Origin of the sequence: Ruegeria sp. HKCCA4633 (assembly GCF_013034605.1) — a bacterium.
Taxonomy (GTDB): Bacteria; Pseudomonadota; Alphaproteobacteria; order Rhodobacterales; family Rhodobacteraceae; genus Ruegeria.
On sequence record NZ_WQGJ01000001.1, the window covers coordinates 1,235,594 to 1,261,821 of the forward strand.

Here is a 26,228-nt window from a genome sequence, read left to right on the forward strand (position 1 = left end):
CAAACGGCTGTGTCGAACCCGCTTTAGAATTTGGCGGGTTCGTTGGCCCGTTAGCCGAGTGCCTCACCTGCCAGCTTGGCTGCTTTGCTCAAAAGAGCTTTTCTGTGAGAGTATTCCTCTTGTATCTCTGCTTTTCTCTTTTGGAACCGAGCTTTCGAATTTTCTGTCGCCGAGTCGATTTGCTGGTCAATTGCATCCAACCTAGCATCGAACTCCGCGTCGATCTCCTCTAGCCGAGCGTCAATGCGGTCATTTGCTTCTTTGACCTTTGATTTGGTCTTGTCGATACTTTCTTGGATGTCTGTCGCCATTTCTTCAGCGGCTTCGTCCAGTTCGTCTTCCATGGCAGTCAGCTCTTTGTCCAATGCAACCATTTCCGCCATCCTCAACTACATCCGTCCCGGCTTATAGCGATTGAAATGGCGCTGGACCGGAAGCTGAAGAGCCCTCCGTAACCTATTCGGCAGTCCTGTCAGAGACTTGAGCCGAAAACGTACTGGCAAGAGCTTTTTCCTGCAGCCGTGGTGTCGTTGTATGATGGCTAAACGATCATCGTTTTGATGAACACACCTGCGGATTATACTGACTTAAGAGCATCGTTGATCTGTTGCACGACATCGTCAGAGAAATCCGATATCAGCACCTCACCCTCAAAAGCAGACAGCTTTTCAAGAACCATTTCTGGGTTCTCGGTTCCACCCAATAGGAAAAGTATGGCACGACCATCTTCCAATGATCGTGCTGTTTTCTTCATAAAATCATCCGGAATGCCACGATCAGCGACCGATCCTCCAACGGCACCTGTGAGTGACCCAAACACACCGCTTGCAGCCAATAGCGCTGGATTCCCGCTCATCAGACCAATAGCGCCACCGATAACCACACCGACCCAAAGACCGCCCAGAGCCCCGAATTTCGTCATGTTGACGGTCTGATCAAGTTTGATTTCGCCATCTTCAGTGTAGACGACAACCGCGTCTTCTAACTGAACAAGCGCCTTTCTGGTTAATCCCGCAATTTTGCCACGCGCGGAGCGCGCCGCTTCAACATCTTTCATGAGAATTGCGACCAGGTTCATCGTTCGGTCTCCTTTGGTTCGGCCGCGGATCCTTCTGCGAGACCCATCGCATTATTGTTGGGCCCAAAGTTATGAAACTTCTGGCGGGCTGGCAGCCGGGTTTGAGGCCGCACTGAATCACCCAATAGCCTGCTTGATCAGGTTGCCTTTTTCATCTTGTCATACGCGGCCTTCATTTTGAGGCCGAGATCGCGTGCCGCTTCTCCAACTTCCTCAGCGGACTTTTCGAACTCGGCTTTTGTAAGAAACTTGTCCCATTCGGCCTGAAGCTCTGTCCATTCATCCTCAGCTTCTTTCGACGCAAGGTGCAGTTGCAGTTTCAACTCGTCGCGTCGTTGCTGCAGGTCTTTCATGAGTACAGTCAAGTCCATATGAATTGCCTTTATTTTGATTGAGAGCAGACGAATGTTGCCAGTGTCCGTCGTCAGGGGTTTTGGTACAGAAGGCGGCCATAGCTAAGAGAGGATCTGGCCCATCTGGTTTTTCCGATTATGCGGCGGATTTTCGGTGAAGCAAGCGCCTTGTTTCGATTGTCTTCCGTTTGATCCTTTCGCGTTGTTTCAGAATGGTCTGCCCGCGCCCGAAGTAGACATCAGCCGGCGTGAGGTTTTGTAGGCTTTCGTGGTAGCGACGGTGATTGTAATGCTCGACGAAGGCGTCGATCTGTTGTTGGAGGTCGCCGGGCAGATAATAGTTTTGCGATAAGATGCGGTTCTTGAGAGTTTGATGCCAGCGCTCGATCTTGCCTTGGGTCTGTGGGTGATATGGCGCACCTCGGATATGATCCATTTGTTGATCTTCCAGCCAGTCTGCAAGCTCACCAGAGATGTAACTGGACCCGTTGTCGCTGAGCAGACGCGGCTTGTGCAGCCCGGTTGCCTGATCACAACCTGAGGCCTGCAAAGCGAGGGCCAACGTATCGGTCACATCCTCGGTTTTCATCGTCGCGCAAAGCTTCCAGGCGATGATGTAACGGCTGTAATCATCCAGGATCGTACTGAGATAGAACCATCCTCAGCTGATCACTTTCAGATATCATGTAAAGGACATCGGGCACCAACCCGATCTCCGCACAAAAAAGTCCGCTGCAGGCGCGCAGGCAAACCCCAAGTTTGCGTAACTGCGCGCATTGCCCAGCGGGCATGCGGACGACCGCTCACACGGCGGCTTGGCGGAGCCACATTTTCGCGCCCGAGTGGCGAAGCCGGGATCCGGGCCGCATTTCCTGTTCGACCACTTCAAGTAAGGGAGGACGAAATGGCGGATCTGGATCAACAAATCGAGCAGGCGCGCGTGAGGCTCAGAGACCTTCAGGCCCGGGCGAGCAAACAACGGCGTCGCGATGAAACGCGCAAAAAGATTATCTATGGCGCTGCTGTTTTGAAGCTTCTCGAGGAAATTGAGAGAGACAAAGCTGATCGGTTGCTCAAGCTTCTGCACGAACGTATCTCACGCGACTCAGATCGAGAGCTGTTAGGGCTGTAAACCCAGTTAGATCTTCTTGAGGCACTGCACGCTCTCAGAAGGTTTGGCTGACTTGGGCCTATTGAAAGAAAAAAAAACTGGCGCGGCTTACCGCGCTCAGTGTCGTCAGGTGGCGACGTGAGAAACATCCTTGTCCGGCGAATAAATGTCCAGGATGTTCCAATGACCGGTCGTTGGCGTCGGGTTGTTGATCATTGGGACATCAAGGACAGTAGGTTTGCCGCTGGCAATTGCAGCTTCTAATGCGGGCAACAACTCGTCAGCAGCGCTGAGCCTGTGCCCTTCCGCGCCATAAGCTCTTGCAATGTCAGCATAACCCGGCCCGTTCGCGGGAGCTGCGGCTGATCCGGGGAACGTTGTTCCATAGGTCAGGCCGTAATGCGCCTTTTGCAAACCCGCTATAGTTCCGAAGGCGTTGTTGTTCATGACCAGCCAGATGATGCCCAGATCAAGTTCGACGGCCGTCGCGAGCATCGACGGATTTTGACCAAAGCCACCATCACCGACCAGACTGAGGACAACGCGATCAGGTGCCGCCAGTTTCGCACCGATCGCGCCCGGAGGGCCAAACCCCATAGTCGCGAACCCGCCCGGAGTCAGGATCGAACCGGGTGTCAGGATATCGAACTGTTGCCCAACACCGTTCTTGTTCCAGCCAACGTCCGTAGTGATGATGGCATCCTCAGGCAGTGCCTTGCGGGTATCTGCCAGAATGCGCTCGGGCATCATCGGAAAGGCCGATGAGGTCGCCATTTCCACGTTGCGCGCTTTGAAATCCGTTCGGAAGTCGGCGATCTTCTGTTCCAGCGCGGGGCGTTTGAAGCCGTCCGGATACATCTCGCGGGCGACCCGGTTGAGGACGCGCAAGGCGGCCTTGGCGTCCGCGACCACACCGATCTCGGTGGGATAATTCCGGCCGATCTCCTGCGGTTCGATGTCGATATGAATGACTTTTGAGCCGGGAATGTTGAACGTGTAGCCAGGATACCAGCTGGAGCAATCGGCCTCTTTGAACCGTGTGCCCACGGCAAAGATGTAGTCCGCGTTCAGGCAAGACTGGTTGACCAGCTCGGTGCCCCAAAACCCGGTCATTCCCAGCACGAGCGGATGGTCGTCCCGCAGCGCGCCCTTGCCCATCAGGGAATGCGCGACGGGCAGACCCATATGTTCAACAAACTCGCGCAACTCCTCACAGGCCTGCGCCAACAGGATACCGCCGCCGACATAGGCAACCGGGTTTTCGGCCTTCGCCAGCGCTTCGGCAATCTCTCGCGCTGTTTCATCCTCAATCGACGGTTTCTTGAGCGCGCGCGTGTTATCGCGGATACGGTCGAAGCTGTCCGAGGGGATCACCTCGGAGAAGATGTCCATCGGCACATTGACCAGCACCGGCCCGGGCTGACCGCTTTCAGCCAGATGGAACGCCTTTTCCAAGATTTCGGCCATCAGGTCGGCGCGATCCACCCGCCACGCACGTTTGACTAAGGGGCGATAAATCTCCCATTGGGCCGCGTCTGCGTGCAGGTTCACTTCCTGATGCGGATGCTTGCCGTAGTAATGCGTAGGAATATCGCCCGCAATCACGACCATAGGGATACAGTCCAAGGCCGCGTTGGCGACCCCGGTGGCGCAATTGGTCAGTCCCGGGGAGAGGTGGGACAGCACCACCGAGGCCTTGCCCGTCACGCGGGCATATGCGTCCGCCGCGTGGCTGGCGATTTGTTCGTGTCGTACTGTGACGAAATCAATTGGACTTTCGGCCAAAGCAGCCAGAACCGCGATGTTCGTGTGGCCGCACAGGCCGAACACATGTTTGACCTCACGACGTTCCAAGAAATCAACGATGTGTTCGGCGACGGTTTTACCCTCCAGTTTGCTTGCGTCCATCACGCGACCTCCTGTCCGTAGAACTCACCGAACAAGTCCGGCTCCGAGGGGCGATCCTCAGGGATCGGACGACTGACCCAGGTGTAGTTCATCATGTGTTTCATGGTGACGTTTTCGTTGGTGATGTTGCCGCCCCAGATGCCGCAGCCCAGGCTGCTGGTCATAGGCATACCATTGGTCCAGGCACCCGCATTGGCCTTGGACTGAGGCTGTCGAACCATCATGCGGCTGACCGGAGCCAGACGCGCCAACCGGTCGATGTGATCGTCATTGTGGCTGTAGATACCGCAGGAATGACCCTTGCCCCCGGTGTTGTAGATCTGGCTGACCGTTTCCAGCGCGTCATCGAACGTGTCGAAGTGATAAAGCGCCATCAGAGTGGTCAGTTTTTCCTTGGAGAACTTGTGCTGCGGGCCGATTTGCCCCTGGTTTTCAACCATCAAAAACTTTCGATCTTCGGGGATGTTAAAACCGGCGACCTTGGCCGTTTGCTGCGGCGGACAGGCGATGGTTGGAAACGTACGGTTTCCCTTTTCATCCCACATGGCCGCTTCGAGCATGGCCTTCTCTTCATCCGAACACAGGTAGCCGCCCTCGGCTTGAAGCGCCTTGACCATATCGTCGTAAACTGAGCGCTGGATGATGATGTTGCCGTCGGCCGAGCAGCCCGACCCAAAGTCGGAGGTCTTTGAAATGCGAGTGTTCTGCGCGGCGATGTCCAGATCGGCGGTTTCATCGATGACGATGGACGAATTGCCCGCGCCGACACCATAGGCCGGGCGCCCAGAACTGTAGGCCGCTTTGACCATCGGCTTGCCGCCCGTCGCCAGCGTCAGATCACAGATCTCCATCAGATGTTGCGTCAATGGGATCGACGGTTTGCGAATGGACTGAAACAAGTCCTCGGGGGCACCGGCAGCACGACAAGCTGCGCGCATGACCTCGACCATCTCAAAGGTGGTATGGGCGGTTCGCGGATGCGGGCTGAAGATGACGGCATTCCGGGCGTTGGCAGCGGAAACGCCGGTCACCGGTGGTGTCATCGCTGGGTTAGTCATTGGGATCAGGGATGCGATGACGCCAGCAGGTTTGGCATATTTCACCAGACCTTTTTCCTCATCAACCTCGACGATGCCGGTCGAGGGTGTGCGCAAGACATCTCGCAGCACCATGTGAATCTTGAAGCGCTTCGCTGGGCGGCCTTCGCGATCTCCGATACCGCTCTCGTCCACGCCTTGCTGGGCCAGCCGGGTGAAGGTTTTCTCGTTCCCTGCGTACCACGCAATGGCCTGAGACAGGCGGTCCAGCCTGTCCTGATCCCAATCCTCGATCTCGGCCATGGCAGCGCGGGCGCGTGCCAGCATATCTGCCGCCATGTTGCGGTCGTTTTCAGTGAGCTCTTTGCCCATGATGATCCTCTTGGTGTTTTGGAATTGTAGCATCGGGCATACGACGCTGTGACCGCGCCTCGCCGAATGTTCGCTTGGCTTGGCTGAGACAGCGACGCGCGTGTTCTTCATATCCCAACTCGGCAACGCGGCTTTGGTTGGGTAATTCAATGGAGTAGTCGACGGGCGGCATCCGTTCGATGATGCCGGTGAAATCGATCCATCCCTCACCGGGATATAGCCGCGCATCGCGGGCCAGTTGGATCATGCCCTCACGCGTATCGGCGATGCCGGGCAGGCAATCAGAGATATGCAGGAAGTGAAACAGGTCCGAGGGGACGTGTAGCAACTCTCCCAAATCCACGCGGCTGAGATGCAGATAAAGCGTATCAACCAGAATACCGCCATTCGGCTGATCGGAGGCGCGGACAATGTCAAGCGCCTCATCCAGAGTACGAAGGCGGGAAAAGCTTGGGAACTCCAGGTCCACTGTTAGCCCGTAGGGTGCCGCCAGTTCGCAGGTCTCAGAATAGACGTCGATCAGGAAGTCACGATCATCGCGGGTGTTGGTCCACGCGCTCATGATCATACGCTTGGCGCCCAGTTCCCCGCCGATCTCCAGCGACGGCTCGAAACTGCGCGGATCGACATCTTCGGTAATGCGCGCAAGCTCGACATCGAGGACTTTCAAGCCAGTGGTAGAGAGAGCAGTTTTGATGGCATGCACCTGTGCCTTGTCGATTGGAGATTGAGTGAATTCACCGGGCACATGCATCGGAATGAATCTGGGGCTGACGGCATCGTAACCGGCCCGCGCGGCGATATAGACCAGCTCGGGCGGCGTACAGCCAATCAGCGTCAGATGCGCCAAGGAATAGAGAGAGGGGCTTGCGCCAGCCTCTTTGGGTTTCACCATGAACGACAGCTCCACGTGTCTGCGAATCTCAAATTCATCACACGTAGTAAAAAATATCTGATATTTTTTAAAATATCAACTTTTAATACTGAGCAGGAAATGAAAGCGCCCGGGCAACTGCCCGGGCGTGTTTTACATTCTTGTTGGCAGAGCCTTAGAGAGTGACCCAGTCACCTCCGGACTGGTGAGAGCGCACGGAGGCTTCAATAAACCGGACGCCATCTGCACCTTGTTCGACACTGGGATAAGTAAGCCAATCATCCGGAACGGTAACGCCATCCCGACGCGCAGCTACGGCCATAGCAAATTCCGTATAGAGGTTGGCCCAGGCTTCGATAATCCCTTCTGGGAAGCCGCGCGCGGTCCGGATTAGACGTTCTGCGCCGGGGCCGATGCCATGCCCGTGACCTCGGCTGATGATGCGATCCGGCTCACCGAACCGATTGAACTTCAGCTGTTCCGAATTCTCCAGGTCCCACTCGAGACCTCCTTCGTTCCCGAATATGCGCAACCGCAACCCTCCCCGATTTCCGGGGGCAAGGCGTGTCGCCATCAGGGTTCCCGGAACCTCGTTTTGATAGCGGGTGAACATGAATGCTGTGTCTTCCAAAGGCTTTGGCGCGCCGCAGACATGAAATTCAGCCCGTAGGTCGGTCAAGGGCAGGCCCGAGACAAAACTGGCGAGATGCGCGGCATGGGTGCCGATATCGCCGACACAGCTGGTCGGACCAGAAATCTTTGGGTCCAGCCGCCATTTGACGTGGGGCGCATCAGCCACATCATCGGGCGTCATCCAGTCTTGCATGAACTCGACGTGGATTTGGTTGATTTTACCGATGCCGCCTTCCGCCACGATTTGTTTGGCCTGACGGATTACTGGAAAACATGACATCGCATAGCCGACAGCAAAGATGTGTCCCGTGCGCGCGGTAATCTCCTCAATCCCTTCGGCCTCCGCAACTTCGTTGGTCAAGGGCTTATCGCACAGCACGTCAATGCCCGCCTCCAGAAAGGCTTTGGCCGCTTCGAAATGAACGTGGTTCGGGGTGGTGATCATGACGGCATCTACGCCATCCGGGCGTGCCGCCTCGGCCTTTGCCATCTCGTCGAAGGACGCATAGCACCGGTCGGCCGGCAGGAACCACTCGGCCCCGCGCACCTTGCTTCGCATGGCGTCAGAACTGAGCGCTCCTGCGACGACCTCCCACCGGTCGGTCATCCGCGCGGCCGTTGCCTGCGTGACAGAGATACGTCCGCCGCCCACAACACCCAGCCGCAAACGGCGAGACAATCGGGGGAAAGGTCCGTCAAAGTTCAGGTCTTCGGAGAAAAGTCTCTCAGCCATTCTAAATCTCTATTTCCGGGACCCGTACGCCTTCCGGCAGCATTTCCACCGCCATGAAAATGCTGGGGGTAATCGTCTCGTACTGATGCCAGGGATAGTTGCCTTCGGCGTCATACATCGGTTTGTGCGTCGTGCCGGGGGCCATGAATTCTTCGAGGTAAAGGGATTCAACATCCCGCTCACGGCATTGCTGCATTTTCCCAAAGCCTACGATTTGTGTATGCACTTCGCGAAACCCCGGTACCGGGCAGAACGGATGATCCTTGTGCAATCCGACATTCAGCGGCACCGAGCCGGAATGGTACATGGTCAGCCCAACGTTACCCACAAAGACCTTTGGCGACATGTAGTGGCTGACACCGCGTAAACGCTCCTCTTGGCGAACATCAAAAGCAGATGGCCATGTATCTTTCACCCATGCGAACAACTCGTTGTCATCGGCATGGGCGTCGAAATCGTGGACAATGACTGCACGTTCCACGCCGCTAAGCGTGCTGTCTTGCACGATCACAGAGGAAAGCGGTGCAATGGTCTGATCCTCGACAGAGAGATTTCGCCCCCCAAGGTTAAGAACGATGGCGCGACCCTCGATAGAAATCCTGCGCTCGTCAGTTGTGTGCTGGACGCGAAAGAATGGTTGAGCAAAGTCGAGTGTCTCAATCGGCATGAACCAATTCCTTCCTCTCATCGTTAGGGAAATCGACCGGCAAAGGCTCCGGAGCCGCGCAACGGCTTTCTATCGTCTGATAGGCGCCAAATTTTGGTGCCCGTTCGATCGCGTCCATGACCTCGAAAACGTGGTAGGCGAGCGCTCCACTTGCACGGGGTTGGCGTCCTTCTTGCGCCGCCAGAGCCAGATCCAAAAGGCCGAGACCACGGCTGTCCTCATTGAACCCGTGTTTGTTGACGACCACCTGCCAGCCTTCGCGACCGGATGGGCGCGGCTGATGAGACCAGCGCGAGGTCTCCCGCGTTTTCAGCCAGACATCCCCCTGAAAGATGTTGGCACCATGTACCGGGTCAGGGTCTGGGATGCTGATGGTGCCTTTTTCACCGTAGATCTCGAACCGCGGCGTTTCGCTATCCCAGACGTCAAAGCTCATGGTCATCGACCCTATAGCCCCGGAAGAGAACTGCAGCAGGCTTAGGGAATGCGTGTCGACCTCGACATCCATCCATTCACCGTTGCGAGGGCCGTTTTCGATCATCCTTTTGTCGAACGTGCGCCGAGCCATTCCGGCGACCCGGTCAACCGGACCAAGGCAGCAAACCATGGCGGTCAGGTAATATGGCCCAAGGTCCAGCAAGGGCCCGCCACCGGCCTGGTAGTAGAAATCCGGGTTGGGATGGTGGCGTTCCGTCCCGTGGGTACCGACATGGGCAAAAACCCCTGTCGGTTTGCCAATGGCACCCTCATCGATCAAGCGCCGAACGGTTTGCCAACGACCGCCCAGAAATGTGTCGGGTGCGCAACCGACCAGTAGCCCCTTTTCAGAGGCCATGTGCAGAATCGTCTTACCATCCGTTCGATCCATAACCAGCGGCTTCTCGGAATAGACGTGCTTGCCCGCCTCCAACGCACGCAGGCTGATTTCGGCATGCGCCGCCGGAATTGTCAGATTCAGAACGCAGTCAATCGTCGGATCGTCAAACACCCCATCTGGCGCACAGGCCTTGGCGATACCGTATTGATCTGCCTTGGTGCGGCTTTCCGAAGGGTCAAGGCTTGCACAAGCCACGACCTCAACGTTTGAGAATTTGGATAGTGTTTTTAGATAAATATCGCTGATACGACCACAGCCGATAAGGCCGACCCGGAAGGATTTCGATGTCTCACGTGTCATCATTCCTGTCTTCGTAGAGGGGTAAGTAATTAGGGGGCATCGGCCCTTTGTTGCGGCCACCCTGGTTCATCTGTTCCCAAGCGTGGGCGAGTATTCCGACCGAGCGGGACAGGCAGAACAGCCCTCGCGACAAGGGCGCAGGAAAGCCAAGTTCGCAGAAGATCACAGCTGTCGCGCCGTCAATATTCATGGCAATTGGCCGACCGCCTCGTTGACGACCGAGTTCGGCTTGAACCTCTTCTCCGATATCGGCAAACCGGCCAGAAACTGTGCCTTCTGCCGCCGCATCTCGAACAAGTTGCATCAATCGGGGTGCGCGTGGATCGACAGGTTTGTGAAACCTGTGACCGAAGCCCGAGACGATCTTGCCATAGGTCTCGCGCCAGCTGTCCAGACCGTCCTTCACTGCGTCATTCAACGATGCTCCGCAATCCATGCGAGCTGCGATATCATAGTACAGCTCTGCACACTGCTCTCCTGCCCCGCCGTGCACGTCGCCCAGCATGTTCACCGCAGTCGCCATCGCGTTATTGAGACCTACCCCGCAGGTGGCGGCCATACGCGCAGCCGCGATTGAGGGAGCCTGTGGGCCGTGATCCACGCCTGCGACCAAAGCGGCTTCGAACAGGCGCGCTTGCGCGTCGCTGGGTAGATCGCCCCGCACCATAAGCCAGATCATCTGCGGGAAAGATACGTTTCCGATCAGGTCCTCTATGGCGTTGCCACGAAAAGAGATCTGTCCGGGTTTCATGTCGATGATGGAGGTACGCCACCATTGGCGAACGGCGCGCTCATCGTCTGTCGTCTGCGCGGTCATTGCGTCTGCACCTCTTTCACCGGCTGGGTTTTGCTTTGCGCAGCAAGGCGAATGGGTGCATTGCGCGCGCCATAACCGGCATAGCCCATACGGCGTTCAACAATTTCGAAGAAGAAGCCGTTAAAGATGGGGCGGCTGTATATCTGAAAATACTCTGCACCCGCCGCCCGATCGTAGAGAATGTTCCCCCTGCGCAATTGGGCGACCAAATCGTCATCCAATCCGAATGTCGCTTGCAGATCAGCGTAGTAGTTCTCCGGGATGGACAGGCTGGGAAAGCCAGACTTGAGCAACTGGGCTGAAGTTTCAAAAATATCATCCGACTGGAAGGCAATGTGCTGAACACCAGCCCCAAAGCCATCTTCAAGGAATGACGCCGCCAGTGTTCGACGCCCAACTGCCCCATTCAGGTTTAAGCGCACTTCGCCTTCGGGACTTTCGATAGCCTGGCTTTGCACGACACCAGACGGGTCGGCGACGTTCACGATAGGGGATTTTGCCATCTCGAAAGTCGAAATGTAGTAGAGTAGCCAGCTTTGCATCTCATCGTGACGCATCGTCTGGGCCAGATGGTCGATACGACGCAGACCGGCAGGTTGGGTGGCTTTGGTTTTCGCAACCGGCTCGAACTCAATGTCCCATACCCGATGGAGATCGGATTTCTCATCGATGAAATGAACGACGTTGCCACCAACGCCCCGAATGGCCGGGATATCCAGTTCCCCTGTTCCCACCGGTTGTGAGAAATTCGGCGCGCCCAACGCGGTCGCCCGCTGAACCGTCTGATCCGCATCTTTGACACGCAACCCCATGTCACAAACGGAGGGGCCGTGACCCAGGAACGCCGAATGGGCAAATCCTTCCTTTTCGGTATTCACAACGATGTTTATCGCGCCCTGCCGCCACAGCTCGACGGACTTGGATACGTGTTTTCGCTCCATTCGAAAACACATTGCTGACAACATATCTGCCAGCTGCGCGCCGCTTGTTTCGTCGGCTGTAAATTCGACGAATTCGAAGCCTGACGCATAGACGCGTTCCGGCAGGTCCGGGATGCCGAAATCGGTTCCCGGCTCGGTCCGGGATACCTCATCCAGGAGGTTCACCAGCGACCTGTAGCCGTCTCGGGCCAGTGTTCGGCCACCGGGTTGAGGAGCTGCTTCGTTGACGCGTGCAACCGACCAAGGCCCTTTGTATCCGGCGCGGGACAACACGCGAACGAAGCCCGCAAGGTTCAGCGACCCAAGCCCCGGCAGAAGCCCAAAGTGCCGCTTGAGCCGACGTATATCCATCTCAAGCCGGGGTGCATCGGACAGTTGCACATGGAACAGCCGCTCTCCGGGAATGTCCCGAAGGCGGGCTGGTTTGGATCCGTCGGCAAGCGAGAAGAAGGAATTCAAAGCCAACCCCAGATTAGGGCTGTCGACAGCATCAACGACGCCTAACGCCTGTTCATCCGAGTGAATAAGATCCGACCATGGCAAGCCCATATAGGCCAGACGCATCCCCATTTCTTTAGCGATTTGGGCCGCCTCGCCAAGATCTGCGATTACCTGTTCTTCGGTCGCAGCGACATCGACCTCGAAGGCAGACCCGATAAGCAGCAATTCCGTTCCCAGCTCGCTCATCAGGTCGAGTTTGCGCTTCAGTCGATCAAAGGCGCGCTCACGTCCGGCTTCGGGCTGGCCTTCAAGATTATGGAAGGGTTGTAACAGGCATATCTTCAGGCCGAGGTCCGATGCAATCTTGCGGACTTGCGATGGCGGTCCGTCAAAAGCGGTCAAATCCGGTTCGTGTAATTCGACACCCCCGAATCCCGCGTCAGCGATAGCACTCAGCTTTTCAGCCAGATCACCGGGGATCGACGTTGTCGAAACCGACAGGCACATTATCCCTGATATCCAAACATACGCGGCAACCACAGGACCAGATCCGGCATCAGCATCATTATCACCAAGGCGAAGATGAGAACCGCGAGGAAGGCCCAGATTTCGGAGATGATTTCGCGCAGCGGAATGTCCGTCACGGCGTTGATCACAAAGAGTAGAATGCCATAGGGCGGCGTGATCAAACCGATCATTGAGTTCACGACGACCAGCACTCCGAAATGCACCAGATCAATCCCGAGCGCTTCGCAGGTTGGAATGAACAGGGGCACGATCACCAGGATGATCGTTGTTGCGTCTAACACGCATCCCAGCGCGAGGATCAGCAGGTTTACGAGGATCAGGAATACAATCGGGCTAACATCCGAACCCTCCAGCAGTGCCGAGATCGACTGTGGAATCTGTTCCTGAATGACGATGAAGTTCAGAATGAACGCGCCACCAATGACCACCCCGACGGCGGCGGAGGAGCGCGCGCTGTCGACGAACACTTGATAAAGGCCACGGAAGGTCAGCGCGCGGTAGAACAACGCTGCCAGTAGCAGAGCGTAGAATGCAGCAACTGCGGCGGCTTCGGTCGGAGTGGTGACGCCGCCATATATACCGTACAGCAGGATTGCGGGCATCAGCAGTGCCGGAAACGCGTTGGCGGTTTTAGCCGGCAATTCGCGCAGAGGAACAGGTTCTTCCAATGCAAAGTTCCGCTTTCCGGCCAGATAATAGTTCATCGCCATGAGGACGACGCCCATGATCAGGCCCGGAAGAATACCGGCCAGGAACAGCGACCCGATAGAGGCCTTGGAAACGAGCGCGTACAAAACCATCGGGATCGAGGGCGGAATGATCGGGCCAATCGTCGCCGACGCCGCCGTGATCGCGGCTGCGTAACCTCGGCTGTAGCGGCCATCCTTGGTCATCATCTCAATGATGATTTTACCGATCCCCGCGGCATCCGCGACGGCCGAGCCGGACATACCCGAAAAGATCAGAGACGCTACCACGTTGACGTGCCCGAGACCGCCCTTGAACCGACCAACAGCGGCGACGCAGAAGTTCAGCAGACGGTCCGTGATCGAGCCCGCGTTCATGATATTGGCGGCGACGATGAACAAAGGCACGGCAAGCAGGATCGTGCTTTTGTAGAAGCCCTGCAGGATCTTCTCGCCTGCGAGTGCTACGTCCAGTCCGGCTGTGCCCAGATACACCAATGAGGCCAAGAGGATGGAATAGCCGATAGGTGTCCCGATGCCTGCCAGAAGAAAGAGAGCGAGCAGGCAGGAAAGAAGTTCAAAACTCATTTCTTAACTTCCTCGTCCTCTTCGACGTCGACACGGGGATGGTCGTCAACCACGTTGTACCCAACAACCAGTTCCAACTCTGTCTTTGGGGGGCCATTGCGCATGACGTCGAAGAATAGCCACGCGTAGCGCGCTGCGACGACCAGCATGAATACCGCGTAAATCGAGAATACTGTGCGCAAAGGTATCTTCTCGCCGGAAAACGGATTGCGGACAGTCGATGTCTTGCGGATTTTCATCCAATCGATGTAGTCCCACGTCGGAAGGAAGCTGTAGAGCATACCGACCACGATCGCTGCGGCCGCCAGCATCGCAAAGACCTGCCGCACGCGCATCGGCACGGAAAGGTAGATGATGTCGAACTTCACGTGATCCCGTTCGCGCACTATGAAAGCGCAACTGAAGAAGATCACCCAAACCCACAGAATGCCGATGAGTTCAAGCGTCCATCCGGCGGGGGTAAAGAAGTAGCGCAAGAGTATTTGCAATAGGAAAATCAGGAAGATTGCCGCCAGCATCCCGCCGGCAATCGCTTCGGTCAGTCGGGAGAACCCCTTTATGAAGGCTTTCATTATGGTTCTCCCTCCCTTGTCTTACTGGGCTCAGTTGCCCAAAGCGTTGATCTGATCCAGAACGCCTTCGGGCCATGAGCCAGCGAATTCGCTGTCCAGATACATAGACTGTACCTGATCGCGGAACGCAGCGAGATCGGGTTCGTAGATCTCCATGCCTTGCTCTTTCAGGAAGCTGACAAGATCTTCTTCTTTCTGAAGCTGCTTCTGACGGCCTGATTCAGCTGCTGCGTCCGCAGCTTCCTGAACCTTGGCTTGCTGTTCCGGCGTCAACCCGTCCCAAACTTCCTTGCCAATGGCGATATAGTTCAAGTCGACCAAGTGAGATGTCAGGATGATCTGGTTGGTCACTTCGTAAAACTTGGCATCAACCACGGTCGGCAATGGGTTGTCCTGACCGTCAACGGCACCGGTCGACAGAGCTGTGTAAACCTCTGAGAACGCCATTGGTGTCGGGGCAGCACCCAGCGCTTTGCCAAGGAACTGCCACGCATCTGTGCCCGGCATCCGCAGGTTCACACCCTCCAGATCAGCCGGGGTGCTGACGGTCAGTTCATCCTTGGGTTGGCGCAGGTTCACCTGACGACGGCCCAGATACATGACCGACAGCAGTTTGACGCCCAGTTCTTCTTCGGCCTTTTGCTTAAAGGCATCCATCAAGGGATCGTTGAAGACAGCCACCTGATGCGCGGCGTCCTGGTGGACATAGCCTGCTGTAAAGATCGAAAACTCGGGGAAGAACTGTGCCAGTTCCTGCGCCGAGGTGATCGACATTTCCAGGTTGCCCCGGCTGATGGCGTCTAACTCGGTGCCTTGGGCGAAGATGGTTCCATTATAGCTGGGCTCGTAGCTTGCGAAATCAGCGACCATGGGCGCGAAAACCTCGGCCATAGCGACCGAGCGCTGATCGGTCTCCGACCCTGATGTTGCGAGGCGAAGTTGGACTTTGTCTTCCGCCAGCGCACCACTTGTTGCGCTAAACAGAACACCGGTTGCGACCAGGGCTGATACAGCAGCCCGGCGGGTAAGTTTGGTAATCACTTTGCTCCTCCCTGAGACATCATGATGCTTCTTTTTTGCGATTCAGAGTTTTGACCTATTTTGGACATTTTGCAAGATTTTTTACAAAATATCTGATATTTTAGACTGCCGTCATACCTACCACTGGTGTTTTTTGTAAGTTTTTGATCCTGACCGTATCACCTGTTCTGCAGGAATTCTGAATAGCTTCAATAACTTGAAGCGTTCTGAAGCCTTCCCATCCAGACACAATCGGTTCTGCTTCGTGTCGAGCTACTTCAACAAAGTGCCTAAGCTGATTGACCAGAGGGTCAGACGCCCCCTTCTTCAGCGCGGTCGATGAGATTGGCGTCCACCAGTCCCTTTGCTCACTCTGGTAACTCCACAGGCGAAGATCGGGAACGGACAACGAACCATGAGAGCCACCTATCATGTAGCTACTCTCAGTGGTTGCAGGATAGATGGGATATTCCTGAGACGTCATCTCCCAGCTCCACGGGGCGACGATGCTGTCGGATACACTTATGGTCCCTATCGCCCCGCTTTCGAACGTCAACAGAGCACCGGCAACATCTTCGTTTTCGTAACCCCGCTGCGATGAAGCCGACTGAGCCTGAACGGTCACGACTTCTCCGGCCAGATACCGCAGCAGATCCACATCGTGGACCAGATTGACCGAGATGGGCCCTGCACCGGGTTTCTTTCGCCAGGGCGCAGCATCAAAATACTCGTCTGGCTTATAGAACCAGCAATTCGCATGGACAGCGCGCACATCTCCAATCTTCCCATCGACAATGGCTGCCTTAGCCGACCGGATCAGAGGATTGTGCCGACGATGATGTCCAACCATCAGTGGCACATTGGCCTTCTCCGCCGCTTGAACAAGCTCAAGCGCAGCTGCGGCTTCCACGGCGATCGGTTTTTCGACGAGAACGGGGCAACCATGTCGAACACACGTGAGGCCTTGTTCGACATGAAGCGTCGTGGGCGTCGCAAGCACAGCTCCGTCCGGCGTCTGATTTGCAAACATTTCCTCAAGGGTCGCGTAACATGCGACCCCGTGCTCAACGGCGTAAGCACGACCTTCATCGCTGGGGTCGACCACCGCGACGAGATCAACATGGCGCAACGCTCGGATAGCGTCTGCGTGGCGGCGTCCAACAAGACCAATGCCGACAATGGCAATGCGAAAGTTCTTAGACACTTTGCTTCCTTCCGGAGGGTCCGGAAAATCCCGAAACCGATGATAGCGATCGAGCTGCTTTGCCCAACTTGGTCACGACCGTATTGGGGTTTTCGCGATTCCGCAATAATGTATGATATTTTTATTTTTACCATACATCAGTTTGGATTGCTGATTTCTCTGAAAAATGCTAACTGAACGAGGAAACTGATAATATCGGGTGAAACGCATGGCGAAACAGCCGTCTACGATAGGTGCAAGCACCTATCAGCGCATCAAGCGAGACATCATCTTCGGGGAGCTGCAACCCGGCTCCAAACTGAAGCTGGACGCCTTGAAGGAACGCTACTCGGCAAGCCTTTCGACACTTCGTGAAACGCTGAACAGGCTCGCCAGCGACGGATTTGTCGAAGCTCCCGAGCAACGGGGTTTCCTGGTCACACCAGTTTCACGAGAAGACCTGACCGAGATTTCAGAGCTGCGGGTCCTGTTGGAATGCCACGCGTTGGAATTGTCCATTGCGAATGGCGACACGGATTGGGAAGGCAACCTCGTTGCCGCACACCACAAACTGCACCTGATGGAACAGCAGCTTCTCAAGGGCGACGAGTCCGAGAAAGAAACCTGGAAACGATATGATTGGGAGTTTCACCAAGCGATGATCGCGGCCTGCAACTCCAAAAACCTTCTGTCTCTGCACTCCATCATCTACGACAAGTACTTACGGTATCAGATGCTTGTGCTGACTTATCGCGGCGAAGAGGCGGTCAAGGAGCACAAGGGCATGTTCGATGCCGCGCTGGCCAGAGACGCCGACACGGCGAAGAGGCTGTTGGAAGATCACATTCGAAATGGCCTCCAGCATACCTTGGAGGCTATGTAAGACGTTCCCATTGCCGCAATAGCGACAGCCTTCAACGCAGAGCACCCCGGTGAAGGCGAATTTCTTTTGATCGAATTCGCCAGTCAGGGCACCGCTACGACAATTGACCTTTCGGCTTACCCCTTGAAGGTCGCGGCACGCATATTTTACAGAGTGTTAATGTGTGGGGTTTGTGTCCAAGACGGACCTCCGCTACCATCATCCAGAAAATTTTTTTTGAATGAACCCTTCGTGGGCGAACTGGACCTTGGCCTAGAATAAACCTCTTTCAAATCTGTCTTTGGACGACGATCAAATCTGAGCTCGTCAGTTAGCAGCCGTGACTGGGAAGCCCGCCGAGATTTCGAAAGCCGCCGCTTTGAGTTTGTGAGGCTAGAAACCGCTAATACGCTCGATAAGCCAATACATCGACACGGAACCGATGCCATAGGCGGCGACAACTGTTGCCCTTTGGCTGATCGGAAACGCAATCACACGCCAGATCATCAAAGAAAGCGCCAAGGCTGTGATGAAAAACAGCTGACCGGCTTCAACGCCCAGATTGAACGCAAGCAATGCTGCGGGGATGTCGTTTGGCGGCAGACCAATATCGGCCAATGCCCCAGCAAAACCAAGACCGTGTAAAAGCCCGAATCCGAAACAGACGATCCAGGGTTTTTGACTTGAAAGCCGGAACCGTCCTTCACCGCCTTTGACAATCTCCATCGCCAGAAAAACGATCGACAAGGCGATGACGGCCTCAACTGGTGGGCCGGGAACGTTCAGAACGCCAAAGGTTGCAAGCGCCAATGTTATCGAATGCGCAAGCGTGAATGCTGTTACAGCTCCGACCAACCTCCACGGATCGCGAACCAAAATGAACAGCGCTAAGACAAAAAGCAGATGGTCCCAGCCTTCCAGTATGTGCTCGAACCCCAACTGGAAATAGGCGACAAATACTGACGATGTCGTCTGTTCAGATGGAATGTCCTGAACCGCGGCATCTGGCGTGAAACGAAGCGTCGCGGGCTCGGATTCTAGTGGGTGCAAACGGACCAAAACATCGTTTTGCTGAGCCTCAAGGCCCTCGATGGCGATGGGTTGGCCCGCGATCGTTGCGTCGCACTCGGCAACCCAGGATGAAACCCATGCTCGCCCGTCGAAAGCCGGGTCAGGCCCACGTGCAGGAGCGCATCCATCCGGCAAAACAGCATCAATCGCCATTGGCTGACCACTCACATCTGGCTTCCGCCAATGAACGCTCCACGTACCTGGCCCGATTTGACGCATGTCCAGGTATCCCGGATCAAGCGCATGCGCTGCCACGTTACCTACGGGCCAAGCGAACAGAAGCGCAAGCACTATGCAGATCAAAGCCCTCATTCGGTCGCGCCTGACAGGTCGGGCACCACAATCTTGTACGTACCCGCAAGAGCTTCATACTGCGCTTGCGCCAGATCTTCACTCATGGCGCGACGCCAATCCCGTAAAACCGCATCGTGAATGTCTGACAAAGCCGGCGTTTGGCTGGGCTCAATGGCGGTCACCTGAACAAGGTGAACCCCGTAACCTGACCGGATCGGACCGACCCACTGGCCAGCTTCGAGCTCTAACAGAGCGTCGGAAAATCCACCTCCAAAGACCGAGTCCACCACTCTGGTCACGGTCAGGGGCATTGAGGTCGGCAAGAGTGTCGAAGCCCCGTATGCAGACATGTCTTGCCCCTCGTCTAGCGCAACCAGGGCCGCCTCAAGTTCTGCATCACTTGGCCGTTCGCCCAAAAAGACCTGATTGAACGCCACCTTGTCGGGGGTAGCATAGCGTTCAGGACTTTCTTCAAGAAACGCCTCTAGATCCTCATCTTCTGGAACCACTGATGTGGCGATCGCTTCTGTAAGAAAATCCATCTTCTGACTTAGACGAGACCTGATCACGCTATCCCCACGATCAAGGCCAAGTTTTCGTGCCTCCCGCACAAGTACCTCTTCGCGAATTGACGCGTTGACCAAGGCTTGCAGCTCAGCATTGTCGGGCGGGCGTTTCCACCGCGCTTCAAACTGAGTAGACAAAAGCGCGATATCGTCTTGGTCGAATGTTATCGTTTCAAGGTTTTCGACAGTCTGGTCGTTCGGCGCAACGATATGGAACCAAATGAAAATTGCTACCCCAATCAAGAAAAAGTGGAACAGGGGTTCTTTCAAAAATCGCATGAAGTCTCCTGCGTAAAACGTGCTCTGGTTCTACGTACTGATGCTGGCATCAGCTGATCGGGTTTTGCAAGAAAATGAATGCTATGAGCATTGCAGAAGTTTCAAACGACCACCGAGGTAGCGACGGCTACCTCGGCTTCGAAATCCGTGAAGCATGCAATTCACTCGGACGGCGTATACCAAATCGGCGAGGAATAAGCGCGTTCTTGATGCGTAAGAACCGCATCTTCGGGCAGGTCGATGCCATATCTCAGCTTGTCATACAGGATCCAACGCGGGGTTGGGATTTCCAGAGCGCGAACGTAATAAAATGCCCGCGCATTCGGATCGAAATCCGGGTCTGACCAAACGGTGACAAGTTCGGCGGTTCCGATTGTGTTGGTCCAACTGGCGGTGTCTACATCCACGGTGTTTCCAACGGCGGGGATTTTGCCGTTTTCGTCAGCTTCGCGGTTATCCGACCAGGCGACGTCATAAACCTTCTCTTGCAGCGCGCCTTCGGAATCCAGCCACCCTTTGATCACCTGCACGCGATCCAGATTGGCACCAACCGGGTCGCGCAATGCGGCGATCAGGAAGCTGGGCGCACCATCGCCCTCGCGCGGGCGCAGGTCCGAACCCATTGGCACACCTTTGGTGTAGCCCACATTCGCAAGGAAGCGGGTTTCAACATCGGCATCGCTGAAGCCCCAACCACCAAAGAACCGCAGGCCAATCCGCGGTCCCGTGGTTGCGTAAGTCTCGCGTCGCTTGAACGCATCGAAGATCGCGGAACGCGTATTCTCGGTCGCCCAAACAGCCGTGTATCCGGACGCCACAAGAAGGTCGCCGGGAATTTCGCCTAGATCATTTGCAATGAAAGGATGTTTGATCCGAGATGCAGAAGGCTCGACACTGACGGACTTCCCAAAAAAGTTGTCTTCCTCGGCAGTGGCCAAAGACGTATGACTGTCCGTCGCCCCGCCCATGCCGAACTTATAGGGGTTCACTCCGAACTTTTCTTCCAGCATCAAACCGCGCTTCAGGGCTTCGCGCGCGTATTCTCCGGCTAGCATATCATCGGTCTTCAACTCGGTAATATCGAGATTGCCAACGTCCCAGTTTTCATAATCCGCAAATTCGTCATCTGGGCTCAGGAACGGGTGCGCCTCACCATCACCTTTGATTTGAGTGACCTCATAGTGGGGTTCCCATTTTGCGCGGGCCGCAACGTATTCTTCGTCAACCTTGCCGCCGTGATACGTGTCTTCGGTAGGGAACATCCATCCGTTCGACAAGTTACCGTTATGGGCAAAGGCAACGGCGCGTCCCCCTGTTTTCTCCTGATACTCTTCAAGCCAAGCATAAAGCGACTTTGGGTCTGTATCGCCGTAGGGGGGTTGCGTGACCGGGGGCACCATTTGCAAGGCCCGGATCGGCCCGTCACGCAGCATGACGTTTCGGTGCAGGTTGAATCCCTTGGGGACCGAGGTCCACTCGAATCCGATGAACGCCGTAAAGTTACCCGGATCATTATGACGCTCGGCCGCCAGAACGATATGCTCCCAAGTGAAGGCAAAAGCGTCGGCGCCCGGGCTGTACGACTCAAGAAGAACTTCCGGCAAGGTCATTTGCGAAAAGTTGGTGATGATATCAAAGGCAGTTTTCCCCGCCTCTTCGCCGCCCGCTTTGTAACCTTCGTACCATTCCAGACCTTTTGGGTCAGCAAGAACACCGGGCTTGCCGGCTTGTAGATCCGGGGCAAACCCCATCAGGTCCGTGTGGTCAGTCAGAACCATCCAATCCAATGGTCGGGCCAGCCGTACAGCTTGGCCTGTCGAGGAAATGACCTGCTCGCCTTTTGCGAACCGCCACGCTTCGTCAGGCAACAAGGTGTTTCCAAAGGCACCGGCATCAAGGGACAATCCGGTGTGCAAGTGTGTGTCGCCCCAGAGGGGACGTTCCGGAAAGGTACGCTGCGCATAAGGGGAATACGGTTGATCAGAAAACAGGCCTTCAGCTGCCTGTTCGCTCGGAACGGCGTCAGCCAGACCGTTTGTTGGTGCCAAAAGCAACGATAGAATACAGATGGAAATTCGATTCATAGTGCCCCCCTAATGCAATAATTCATGGCGAAATCGCAGAGCTTTCAGTAGCTCTTTTTATATTCGATTTTGTTCATAACATACCTGGCCAACCCGTGTTAATTGATTTGTTCGTAAGGTCATTTTCGGTGCCGGCCATCAAGGTCGGAGGGCGTAGATCCAACGCTGGTCAGAAGCCCCAGAAGTGCAATCAGGCAGTCCGTTCCGGGCTTGGGTCTGCCAGCAGAGGGATTGGACAAACAAAGTTCCCTCCCGATACTGATCGGCAATTCCAAAACCAACCTACTCAGTTGACAATTCAGTTCCCAAAACGAAGTTGATCATAAACTGAGTTGCAGGGTCTGTTTCTTCCTCAGCAGCCAAAGCCTCAAACTGTTGATGTAAAACCGTTCGCCCCCAACCCCGCGTTCCAACAGCAATTTGGACGGCCAAGTCACTATTCCCGGTTAACGCCTCAGACAGAGTTCGTACGGCTTCTGGTCTCAACCTTGGCTGCGTTGAACCGGCCTCGGTCAACGCGCGGATCAGCAATTTCTTGTCTTCTGACGCCCTTTGTGGATTCTGAAGCGCAAGGCCAATCGCTCTGATTGCAGATGTATTTTCAGCCTCTATCCCAGCTAGGGCCCATTCGTAGCCGTTGAAACCACCGGACTTCAAGGACTTGGCGAAGCCGGAGCGTATGACTGAACGCGCGTGAGGATCAGTTTTTAACCCCAGCAAACGAATTGCGGCCGACCTGTAGGCAAAGCGGTTCAAGTCATTCAACTCGCTCACAATCTGCTCTGTCGAATACCTGCCACCCAAGGGACGCACGCGTGCATACGGCGCAAGGCCGATTTCGACCAATGCCATGTTATGCAGCGCTTGATCCGGGTGCCACAGGTATTCAGCAAAGAACAAAACTCGCTCTGCGCTGTCTCTTTCTCCATAGGCCCACAGCCGACCCGTGGTTTGAAGTTTCTCAAAAAACGCAGTTCGGTCCGGGTTCATTATGAATATGCGCTGCCACGCCCTTGAAAGTCCGCGGCCAGCGTTATCCCTGTAAGTCGGCCCATACGTGAGCAGAACGGTTCGCGTCGGATCGGCACGGAATGCTCTGCGCGTAACACTATCAATCAAAAAAGGGATTTCCGGCACAGCACTAAGACGTTCGGGACTTCCTTTAAGGATTTTGCGCGCTGTAAATCTGAATGGATTTTCTGTTGTCGGGCCAGCCAGCACAATGACTTCCGCCGATAGTATGTGATCCGCGATGGATGCGTCCGGCAGGTCTGTACAAACTACACAGGCATATGAAGCCCGAGGCGCAACCAGCCCGAGAATGCATATCAGAATTGCAAGATGCTTTCGCAGCATCGGGCATACAATCTTGATTATCCAGCTTTGAACAGCCATCGGTAAATACAGTTACCAAAAAAGATGGTTTGACGGAATGCTGTCGATGTCTTTGGTCATCGCGTCGCCCGAAGCCATCGATATTTCTACGGAAAAATCACTTCGGGCGCGGCGCGCGTAGCTTCACGGGTTTGTTCCGTCCCATCAGCTTTAATGCGGACAGTCAGCGTTTCCGATCCGCTGAAACGGTCGAAATAAGCAAAATCGAACCTGTCCAGCGCGCTCATGTCCTGACATTGAACGACATAGTCCGCCTGAAATTCCGCATGACTTTCGTCGGTCGGCGATCCGCTGGACGCGCGGCCCGTATCGTTCTGATCCACAATCTGTTGCATTAGGATCACATTGGCAGAAGTCGTGAAGCATCCTGCTTCGAGCGGGACAACAAACAGGTCAAGCGGCTTGGACAGCTCGGACATCGCGATTGCAACTTTCGCGCGCTCATCGTCGTTGGAGATCGGAGCTTCGAACCCCACGACATCCACGGTTGGCACCTTGAGTTTCAGGGAAAACCCGGTCTGGGACAAGACAACATCCAGTCGACCAGCATCACGGTGATCAGGCGTTGTAACTTGCGTCGCTTGCGCCGCAAGAGCTGCGGGGAGCAGGGACATGGCCAAAACTGCACACTTCATCAACCAAACCACCACAAACAGAATCACCGCGTCAATTCTAACGGGAAGCACCCGCCGCGCAATCGCAACCGCCCGCTCCGGCCCTACCAGATATGGGGAGTGTAGCGTCACTTAAACATAGATTCCAAACCTGACAATAAAACTCAGGTTGACATTGTTGACTATTTCACTCAGTTACTCAAAGGCAATATCAGCGGGGCATTCCCGCACGAGTAGATAAGAAAGTACCACTTCCATGACAAAAATGTTTGCTGCAGCCAGCTCTCTGACACTTTGTGCAGCGACCGCTGCATTTGCCGCTGATGCGCCCGTGAAAACGGATGTGCTTGAAAACTACGCCAATATTGCCGAAGCGAAATTTGAAGACAGCCTCATTGCCGCGCAGAGTTTGCAATTATCGGTCGATGCCCTGATTGCCGATCCGTCGGATGACACGCTGAACACAGCCCGTGCGGCATGGATCGCGGCGCGCGTACCCTATCAGCAAACCGAGGTTTATCGCTTTGGCAACGCCATCGTTGATGACTGGGAAGGCAAAGTGAATGCGTGGCCTCTGGACGAAGGTCTGATCGATTATGTGGATGCGGCCTATGGCGGCGCCACCGACGAGAACGAATTCGCCGTTTTGAACGTCATCGCCAACCCTAGCTTCGAGTTGTCGGGCATGCCCATTGACGCGAGCGAAATTACCCCCGAACTGCTGAGCGAAACGCTGCACGAGGCCGATGGAATCGAAGCCAACGTGGCAACAGGCTATCATGCGATCGAGTTCCTGCTATGGGGGCAGGATATGAATGGCCACGGCGCAGGTGCAGGCAACCGCCCGGCCACCGACTATGCGAAAGGCGATGACTGCACCGGCCGCAATTGTGACCGTCGCGCCCAATATCTGAGTGCTGCTACCAATCTGTTGGTCACTGATCTTGCCTGGATGGCAGATCAGTGGAAGGAAGGCGGAGCAGCCCGCGCCGCCCTGATGGAGAACGAAGCCGCAGGCATCAGTGCGATCCTGACAGGCATGGGGTCACTGTCTTACGGTGAGCAGGCCGGTGAAAGGATGCGTCTGGGGCTTATGCTGAACGATCCAGAAGAAGAGCATGACTGCTTTTCGGACAACACCCATAACAGCCATTACTACGATGGCCTGGGTGTCCAGAACGTCTATCTGGGCAGCTACACACGCATCGACGGCACCCCGGTTTCGGGCGCGTCCCTGTCGGATCTGGTTGTCGCAACCGACCCGGCGCTGGATACCGAGATGAAGGCGAAACTGGCCAGAACCATGCAAGCATTGGGCAAGATCAAGTCGACCGCCGAAGCGGGGTTTGCCTATGATCAGATGCTGGAACGCGGCAACGAAGGTGGCGAAGCCCTGATCATGGGTGGCGTCAACGGTCTGGTCGATCAAACCAAAACCATAGAACGCATCGTGACAGCACTTGAACTGGACGGGATCGCGTTTGAAGGGTCCGACAGCCTGGATAACCCCAACGCCGTTTTCCAATAACCCCCGAGCGGGCCGGGAAGATCTGTTTCCCGGCCCATATCCCCACCTGATCGCCTGAAAAAACCGAGCCAACGACAATGATTGTCTGCCACTGCACCAACATCTCCGATCATGATATCCGCGCGACCATTGACTGGATGCGATCGGCGGACCCGTAGACAGTAATCACCCCCGGTAAAATCTATCATGCCCTTGGAAAGTCGGCGGATTGAGGCGGGTGCATGCCCCTTGTCCTAGCCACGATGCGGTCAAACGATAGTCTGGAATTACCGATGCAGCTCCGCGCTTTGCGTGCCGGAGTAACACAGGAGAAAGCAGATGAAAGGCGATCCAAAGGTCATCGAATACCTCAACAAGTCTCTGCGGAATGAGCTGACCGCCGTAAGCCAGTATTAGCTGCATTATTGGCTGCAAGAGGATTGGGGTCTTGGACATATGGCCAAGAAAAGCCGCGAGGAAAGCATCGAAGAGATGCAGCACGCGGACAAACCGATCGAGCGGATCATCTTTTTGGAAGGCCACCCCAACCTGCAGAAACTGGACCCGTTGCGCATTGGACAAACGCCCAAGAAAACACTGGAATGTGACCTTGCTGCCGAGTTGGACGCGCGTGCTCTTTATGCCGAAGCACGCGATCATTGCCGCAAAGTGGGCGACTATGTCTCAATGTCGCTTTTCGAAGGATTGATAGCGGATGAAGAAGGTCATATCGACTTCCTCAAAACGCAGCTCGACCTGTACGAGAGGATCGGCGAAGCCAATTATGCACAACTCAACGCGTCAAAAATGGACGAAGGTGAGTAGCCTTTTTGCCTT

23 protein-coding genes and 3 pseudogenes are annotated in these 26,228 nt (G+C 55.4%); 5 read left to right on the top strand and 21 right to left on the bottom strand.

All coding sequences use genetic code 11. From position 1 onward, the window contains the following. Positions 1-50: 50 nt before the first annotated feature. The 4 genes and pseudogenes from GOV85_RS05995 to GOV85_RS06010 form a co-directional block, all read right to left on the bottom strand. Positions 51-374 (bottom strand): hypothetical protein, encoded by a 324-nt coding sequence (locus tag GOV85_RS05995; protein WP_170422171.1) that lies wholly within the window; start codon positions 372-374, stop codon positions 51-53. Between the two features lie 203 nt (positions 375-577). After that, entirely contained in the window at positions 578-1,078 is a 501-nt protein-coding gene (locus GOV85_RS06000; protein ID WP_170422174.1) for a DUF1269 domain-containing protein, read from the bottom strand. A gap of 137 nt (positions 1,079-1,215) precedes the next feature. Beyond that, positions 1,216-1,449, bottom strand: a complete 234-nt coding sequence (locus GOV85_RS06005) for a hypothetical protein (RefSeq protein ID WP_170567908.1) — start codon at positions 1,447-1,449, stop codon at positions 1,216-1,218. Positions 1,450-1,567: 118 nt separating this feature from the next. Continuing rightward, a pseudogene (locus GOV85_RS06010) lies at positions 1,568-2,092 on the bottom strand (transposase); the annotation flags it as partial. A gap of 243 nt (positions 2,093-2,335) precedes the next feature. Here GOV85_RS06010 and GOV85_RS06015 point away from each other — a divergent pair. Beyond that, on the top strand, positions 2,336-2,563 hold the full coding sequence (locus GOV85_RS06015; RefSeq protein WP_170353330.1) for a hypothetical protein: 228 nt from the start codon (positions 2,336-2,338) through the stop codon (positions 2,561-2,563). 105 nt (positions 2,564-2,668) lie between these two features. Here the strand turns inward: GOV85_RS06015 and GOV85_RS06020 are convergent, their stop codons facing one another. The 12 genes from GOV85_RS06020 to GOV85_RS06075 all read right to left on the bottom strand — a co-directional run bounded on the left by GOV85_RS06020 (position 2,669) and on the right by GOV85_RS06075 (position 16,740). After that, positions 2,669-4,450, bottom strand: a complete 1,782-nt coding sequence (locus GOV85_RS06020) for a thiamine pyrophosphate-binding protein (RefSeq protein ID WP_171175930.1) — start codon at positions 4,448-4,450, stop codon at positions 2,669-2,671. Next, positions 4,450-5,859 carry an aldehyde dehydrogenase family protein gene (locus GOV85_RS06025; protein ID WP_170568797.1) on the bottom strand — a complete coding sequence of 470 codons (1,410 nt, stop codon included), beginning with the start codon at positions 5,857-5,859 and terminating at the stop codon, positions 4,450-4,452. Before GOV85_RS06025 ends, GOV85_RS06020 begins: the two co-directional genes overlap by 1 nt. Beyond that, positions 5,840-6,754: a sugar phosphate isomerase/epimerase gene (locus GOV85_RS06030; protein WP_170568796.1), complete on the bottom strand. Its 915-nt coding sequence runs from the start codon at positions 6,752-6,754 to the stop codon at positions 5,840-5,842. Before GOV85_RS06030 ends, GOV85_RS06025 begins: the two co-directional genes overlap by 20 nt. A 154-nt stretch (positions 6,755-6,908) precedes the next feature. Beyond that, a complete protein-coding gene (locus tag GOV85_RS06035) occupies positions 6,909-8,099 on the bottom strand; it encodes a Gfo/Idh/MocA family protein (protein WP_170568795.1) in 1,191 nt (396 codons plus the stop codon). A 1-nt stretch (position 8,100) separates the two neighbouring features. Next, a complete protein-coding gene (locus GOV85_RS06040; RefSeq protein WP_171175931.1) occupies positions 8,101-8,766 on the bottom strand; it encodes a hypothetical protein in 666 nt (221 codons plus the stop codon). Continuing rightward, positions 8,756-9,943, bottom strand: a complete 1,188-nt coding sequence (locus GOV85_RS06045) for a Gfo/Idh/MocA family protein (RefSeq protein WP_245223190.1) — start codon at positions 9,941-9,943, stop codon at positions 8,756-8,758. The genes GOV85_RS06040 and GOV85_RS06045 overlap by 11 nt, the downstream gene beginning before the upstream one ends. Next, the gene (locus GOV85_RS06050; RefSeq protein ID WP_170353336.1) at positions 9,933-10,760 is read right to left on the bottom strand and encodes a citryl-CoA lyase; all 828 of its coding nucleotides are present in this window, start codon (positions 10,758-10,760) and stop codon (positions 9,933-9,935) included. The genes GOV85_RS06045 and GOV85_RS06050 overlap by 11 nt, the downstream gene beginning before the upstream one ends. Next, entirely contained in the window at positions 10,757-12,649 is a 1,893-nt protein-coding gene (locus GOV85_RS06055; RefSeq protein WP_170568792.1) for a bifunctional sugar phosphate isomerase/epimerase/4-hydroxyphenylpyruvate dioxygenase family protein, read from the bottom strand. Before GOV85_RS06055 ends, GOV85_RS06050 begins: the two co-directional genes overlap by 4 nt. Continuing rightward, positions 12,649-13,944 carry a TRAP transporter large permease gene (locus GOV85_RS06060; RefSeq protein WP_170328647.1) on the bottom strand — a complete coding sequence of 432 codons (1,296 nt, stop codon included), beginning with the start codon at positions 13,942-13,944 and terminating at the stop codon, positions 12,649-12,651. The genes GOV85_RS06055 and GOV85_RS06060 overlap by 1 nt, the downstream gene beginning before the upstream one ends. Further along, entirely contained in the window at positions 13,941-14,516 is a 576-nt protein-coding gene (locus tag GOV85_RS06065; RefSeq protein WP_170460347.1) for a TRAP transporter small permease, read from the bottom strand. The genes GOV85_RS06060 and GOV85_RS06065 overlap by 4 nt, the downstream gene beginning before the upstream one ends. Before the next feature lie 30 nt (positions 14,517-14,546). After that, positions 14,547-15,557 carry a TRAP transporter substrate-binding protein DctP gene (gene dctP / locus GOV85_RS06070; RefSeq protein WP_170429695.1) on the bottom strand — a complete coding sequence of 337 codons (1,011 nt, stop codon included), beginning with the start codon at positions 15,555-15,557 and terminating at the stop codon, positions 14,547-14,549. A 100-nt stretch (positions 15,558-15,657) separates the two neighbouring features. Further along, on the bottom strand, positions 15,658-16,740 hold the full coding sequence (locus tag GOV85_RS06075; RefSeq protein ID WP_170568791.1) for a Gfo/Idh/MocA family protein: 1,083 nt from the start codon (positions 16,738-16,740) through the stop codon (positions 15,658-15,660). A gap of 208 nt (positions 16,741-16,948) precedes the next feature. Between GOV85_RS06075 and GOV85_RS06080 the strand changes: the two genes are divergently transcribed. Continuing rightward, complete coding sequence (locus GOV85_RS06080; RefSeq protein WP_170353340.1) at positions 16,949-17,602, top strand: GntR family transcriptional regulator; 654 nt, start codon at positions 16,949-16,951, stop codon at positions 17,600-17,602. Between the two features lie 372 nt (positions 17,603-17,974). Here the strand turns inward: GOV85_RS06080 and GOV85_RS06085 are convergent, their stop codons facing one another. The 5 genes from GOV85_RS06085 to GOV85_RS06105 all read right to left on the bottom strand — a co-directional run bounded on the left by GOV85_RS06085 (position 17,975) and on the right by GOV85_RS06105 (position 23,884). Next, positions 17,975-18,964, bottom strand: a complete 990-nt coding sequence (locus tag GOV85_RS06085) for a HupE/UreJ family protein (protein WP_171175933.1) — start codon at positions 18,962-18,964, stop codon at positions 17,975-17,977. Next, positions 18,961-19,791, bottom strand: a complete 831-nt coding sequence (locus GOV85_RS06090; protein WP_171175936.1) for a peptidyl-prolyl cis-trans isomerase — start codon at positions 19,789-19,791, stop codon at positions 18,961-18,963. The genes GOV85_RS06085 and GOV85_RS06090 overlap by 4 nt, the downstream gene beginning before the upstream one ends. Positions 19,792-19,952: 161 nt before the next feature. Beyond that, complete coding sequence (locus tag GOV85_RS06095) at positions 19,953-21,875, bottom strand: DUF3604 domain-containing protein (RefSeq protein ID WP_171175938.1); 1,923 nt, start codon at positions 21,873-21,875, stop codon at positions 19,953-19,955. A gap of 282 nt (positions 21,876-22,157) precedes the next feature. After that, positions 22,158-22,865 (bottom strand): hypothetical protein, encoded by a 708-nt coding sequence (locus GOV85_RS06100; protein WP_171175941.1) that lies wholly within the window; start codon positions 22,863-22,865, stop codon positions 22,158-22,160. Positions 22,866-23,356: 491 nt separating this feature from the next. Beyond that, a complete protein-coding gene (locus GOV85_RS06105) occupies positions 23,357-23,884 on the bottom strand; it encodes a DUF2796 domain-containing protein (protein ID WP_171175943.1) in 528 nt (175 codons plus the stop codon). 256 nt (positions 23,885-24,140) lie between these two features. On the opposite strand from GOV85_RS06105, the gene GOV85_RS06110 reads away from it, so the two are divergent. The 3 genes and pseudogenes from GOV85_RS06110 (at position 24,141) to bfr (ending at position 26,216) form a co-directional block, all read left to right on the top strand. After that, the gene (locus GOV85_RS06110; protein ID WP_171175945.1) at positions 24,141-25,412 is read left to right on the top strand and encodes an imelysin family protein; all 1,272 of its coding nucleotides are present in this window, start codon (positions 24,141-24,143) and stop codon (positions 25,410-25,412) included. A gap of 77 nt (positions 25,413-25,489) precedes the next feature. Then, positions 25,490-25,783: pseudogene (locus GOV85_RS21510) on the top strand (bacterioferritin-associated ferredoxin). Next, positions 25,731-26,216: pseudogene (bfr, locus tag GOV85_RS06115) on the top strand (bacterioferritin). Before GOV85_RS21510 ends, bfr begins: the two co-directional pseudogenes overlap by 53 nt. The last annotated feature ends 12 nt before the right edge of the window (positions 26,217-26,228 follow it).

Bases quoted from the DNA above. Each gene is read 5' to 3' on its own strand.
- GOV85_RS05995 (WP_170422171.1), bottom strand. From the start codon at position 374: ATGGTTGCATTGGACAAAGAGCTGACTGCCATGGAAGACGAACTGGAC.
- GOV85_RS06000 (WP_170422174.1), bottom strand. From the start codon at position 1,078: ATGAACCTGGTCGCAATTCTCATGAAAGATGTTGAAGCGGCGCGCTCC.
- GOV85_RS06005 (WP_170567908.1), bottom strand. From the start codon at position 1,449: ATGGACTTGACTGTACTCATGAAAGACCTGCAGCAACGACGCGACGAG.
- GOV85_RS06015 (WP_170353330.1), top strand. From the start codon at position 2,336: ATGGCGGATCTGGATCAACAAATCGAGCAGGCGCGCGTGAGGCTCAGA.
- GOV85_RS06020 (WP_171175930.1), bottom strand. From the start codon at position 4,450: ATGGACGCAAGCAAACTGGAGGGTAAAACCGTCGCCGAACACATCGTT.
- GOV85_RS06025 (WP_170568797.1), bottom strand. From the start codon at position 5,859: ATGGGCAAAGAGCTCACTGAAAACGACCGCAACATGGCGGCAGATATG.
- GOV85_RS06030 (WP_170568796.1), bottom strand. From the start codon at position 6,754: ATGGTGAAACCCAAAGAGGCTGGCGCAAGCCCCTCTCTCTATTCCTTG.
- GOV85_RS06035 (WP_170568795.1), bottom strand. From the start codon at position 8,099: ATGGCTGAGAGACTTTTCTCCGAAGACCTGAACTTTGACGGACCTTTC.
- GOV85_RS06040 (WP_171175931.1), bottom strand. From the start codon at position 8,766: ATGCCGATTGAGACACTCGACTTTGCTCAACCATTCTTTCGCGTCCAG.
- GOV85_RS06045 (WP_245223190.1), bottom strand. From the start codon at position 9,943: ATGACACGTGAGACATCGAAATCCTTCCGGGTCGGCCTTATCGGCTGT.
- GOV85_RS06050 (WP_170353336.1), bottom strand. From the start codon at position 10,760: ATGACCGCGCAGACGACAGACGATGAGCGCGCCGTTCGCCAATGGTGG.
- GOV85_RS06055 (WP_170568792.1), bottom strand. From the start codon at position 12,649: ATGTGCCTGTCGGTTTCGACAACGTCGATCCCCGGTGATCTGGCTGAA.
- GOV85_RS06060 (WP_170328647.1), bottom strand. From the start codon at position 13,944: ATGAGTTTTGAACTTCTTTCCTGCCTGCTCGCTCTCTTTCTTCTGGCA.
- GOV85_RS06065 (WP_170460347.1), bottom strand. From the start codon at position 14,516: ATGAAAGCCTTCATAAAGGGGTTCTCCCGACTGACCGAAGCGATTGCC.
- GOV85_RS06080 (WP_170353340.1), top strand. From the start codon at position 16,949: ATGGCGAAACAGCCGTCTACGATAGGTGCAAGCACCTATCAGCGCATC.
- GOV85_RS06085 (WP_171175933.1), bottom strand. From the start codon at position 18,964: ATGAGGGCTTTGATCTGCATAGTGCTTGCGCTTCTGTTCGCTTGGCCC.
- GOV85_RS06090 (WP_171175936.1), bottom strand. From the start codon at position 19,791: ATGCGATTTTTGAAAGAACCCCTGTTCCACTTTTTCTTGATTGGGGTA.
- GOV85_RS06095 (WP_171175938.1), bottom strand. From the start codon at position 21,875: ATGAATCGAATTTCCATCTGTATTCTATCGTTGCTTTTGGCACCAACA.
- GOV85_RS06100 (WP_171175941.1), bottom strand. From the start codon at position 22,865: ATGAACCCGGACCGAACTGCGTTTTTTGAGAAACTTCAAACCACGGGT.
- GOV85_RS06105 (WP_171175943.1), bottom strand. From the start codon at position 23,884: ATGTCCCTGCTCCCCGCAGCTCTTGCGGCGCAAGCGACGCAAGTTACA.
- GOV85_RS06110 (WP_171175945.1), top strand. From the start codon at position 24,141: ATGACAAAAATGTTTGCTGCAGCCAGCTCTCTGACACTTTGTGCAGCG.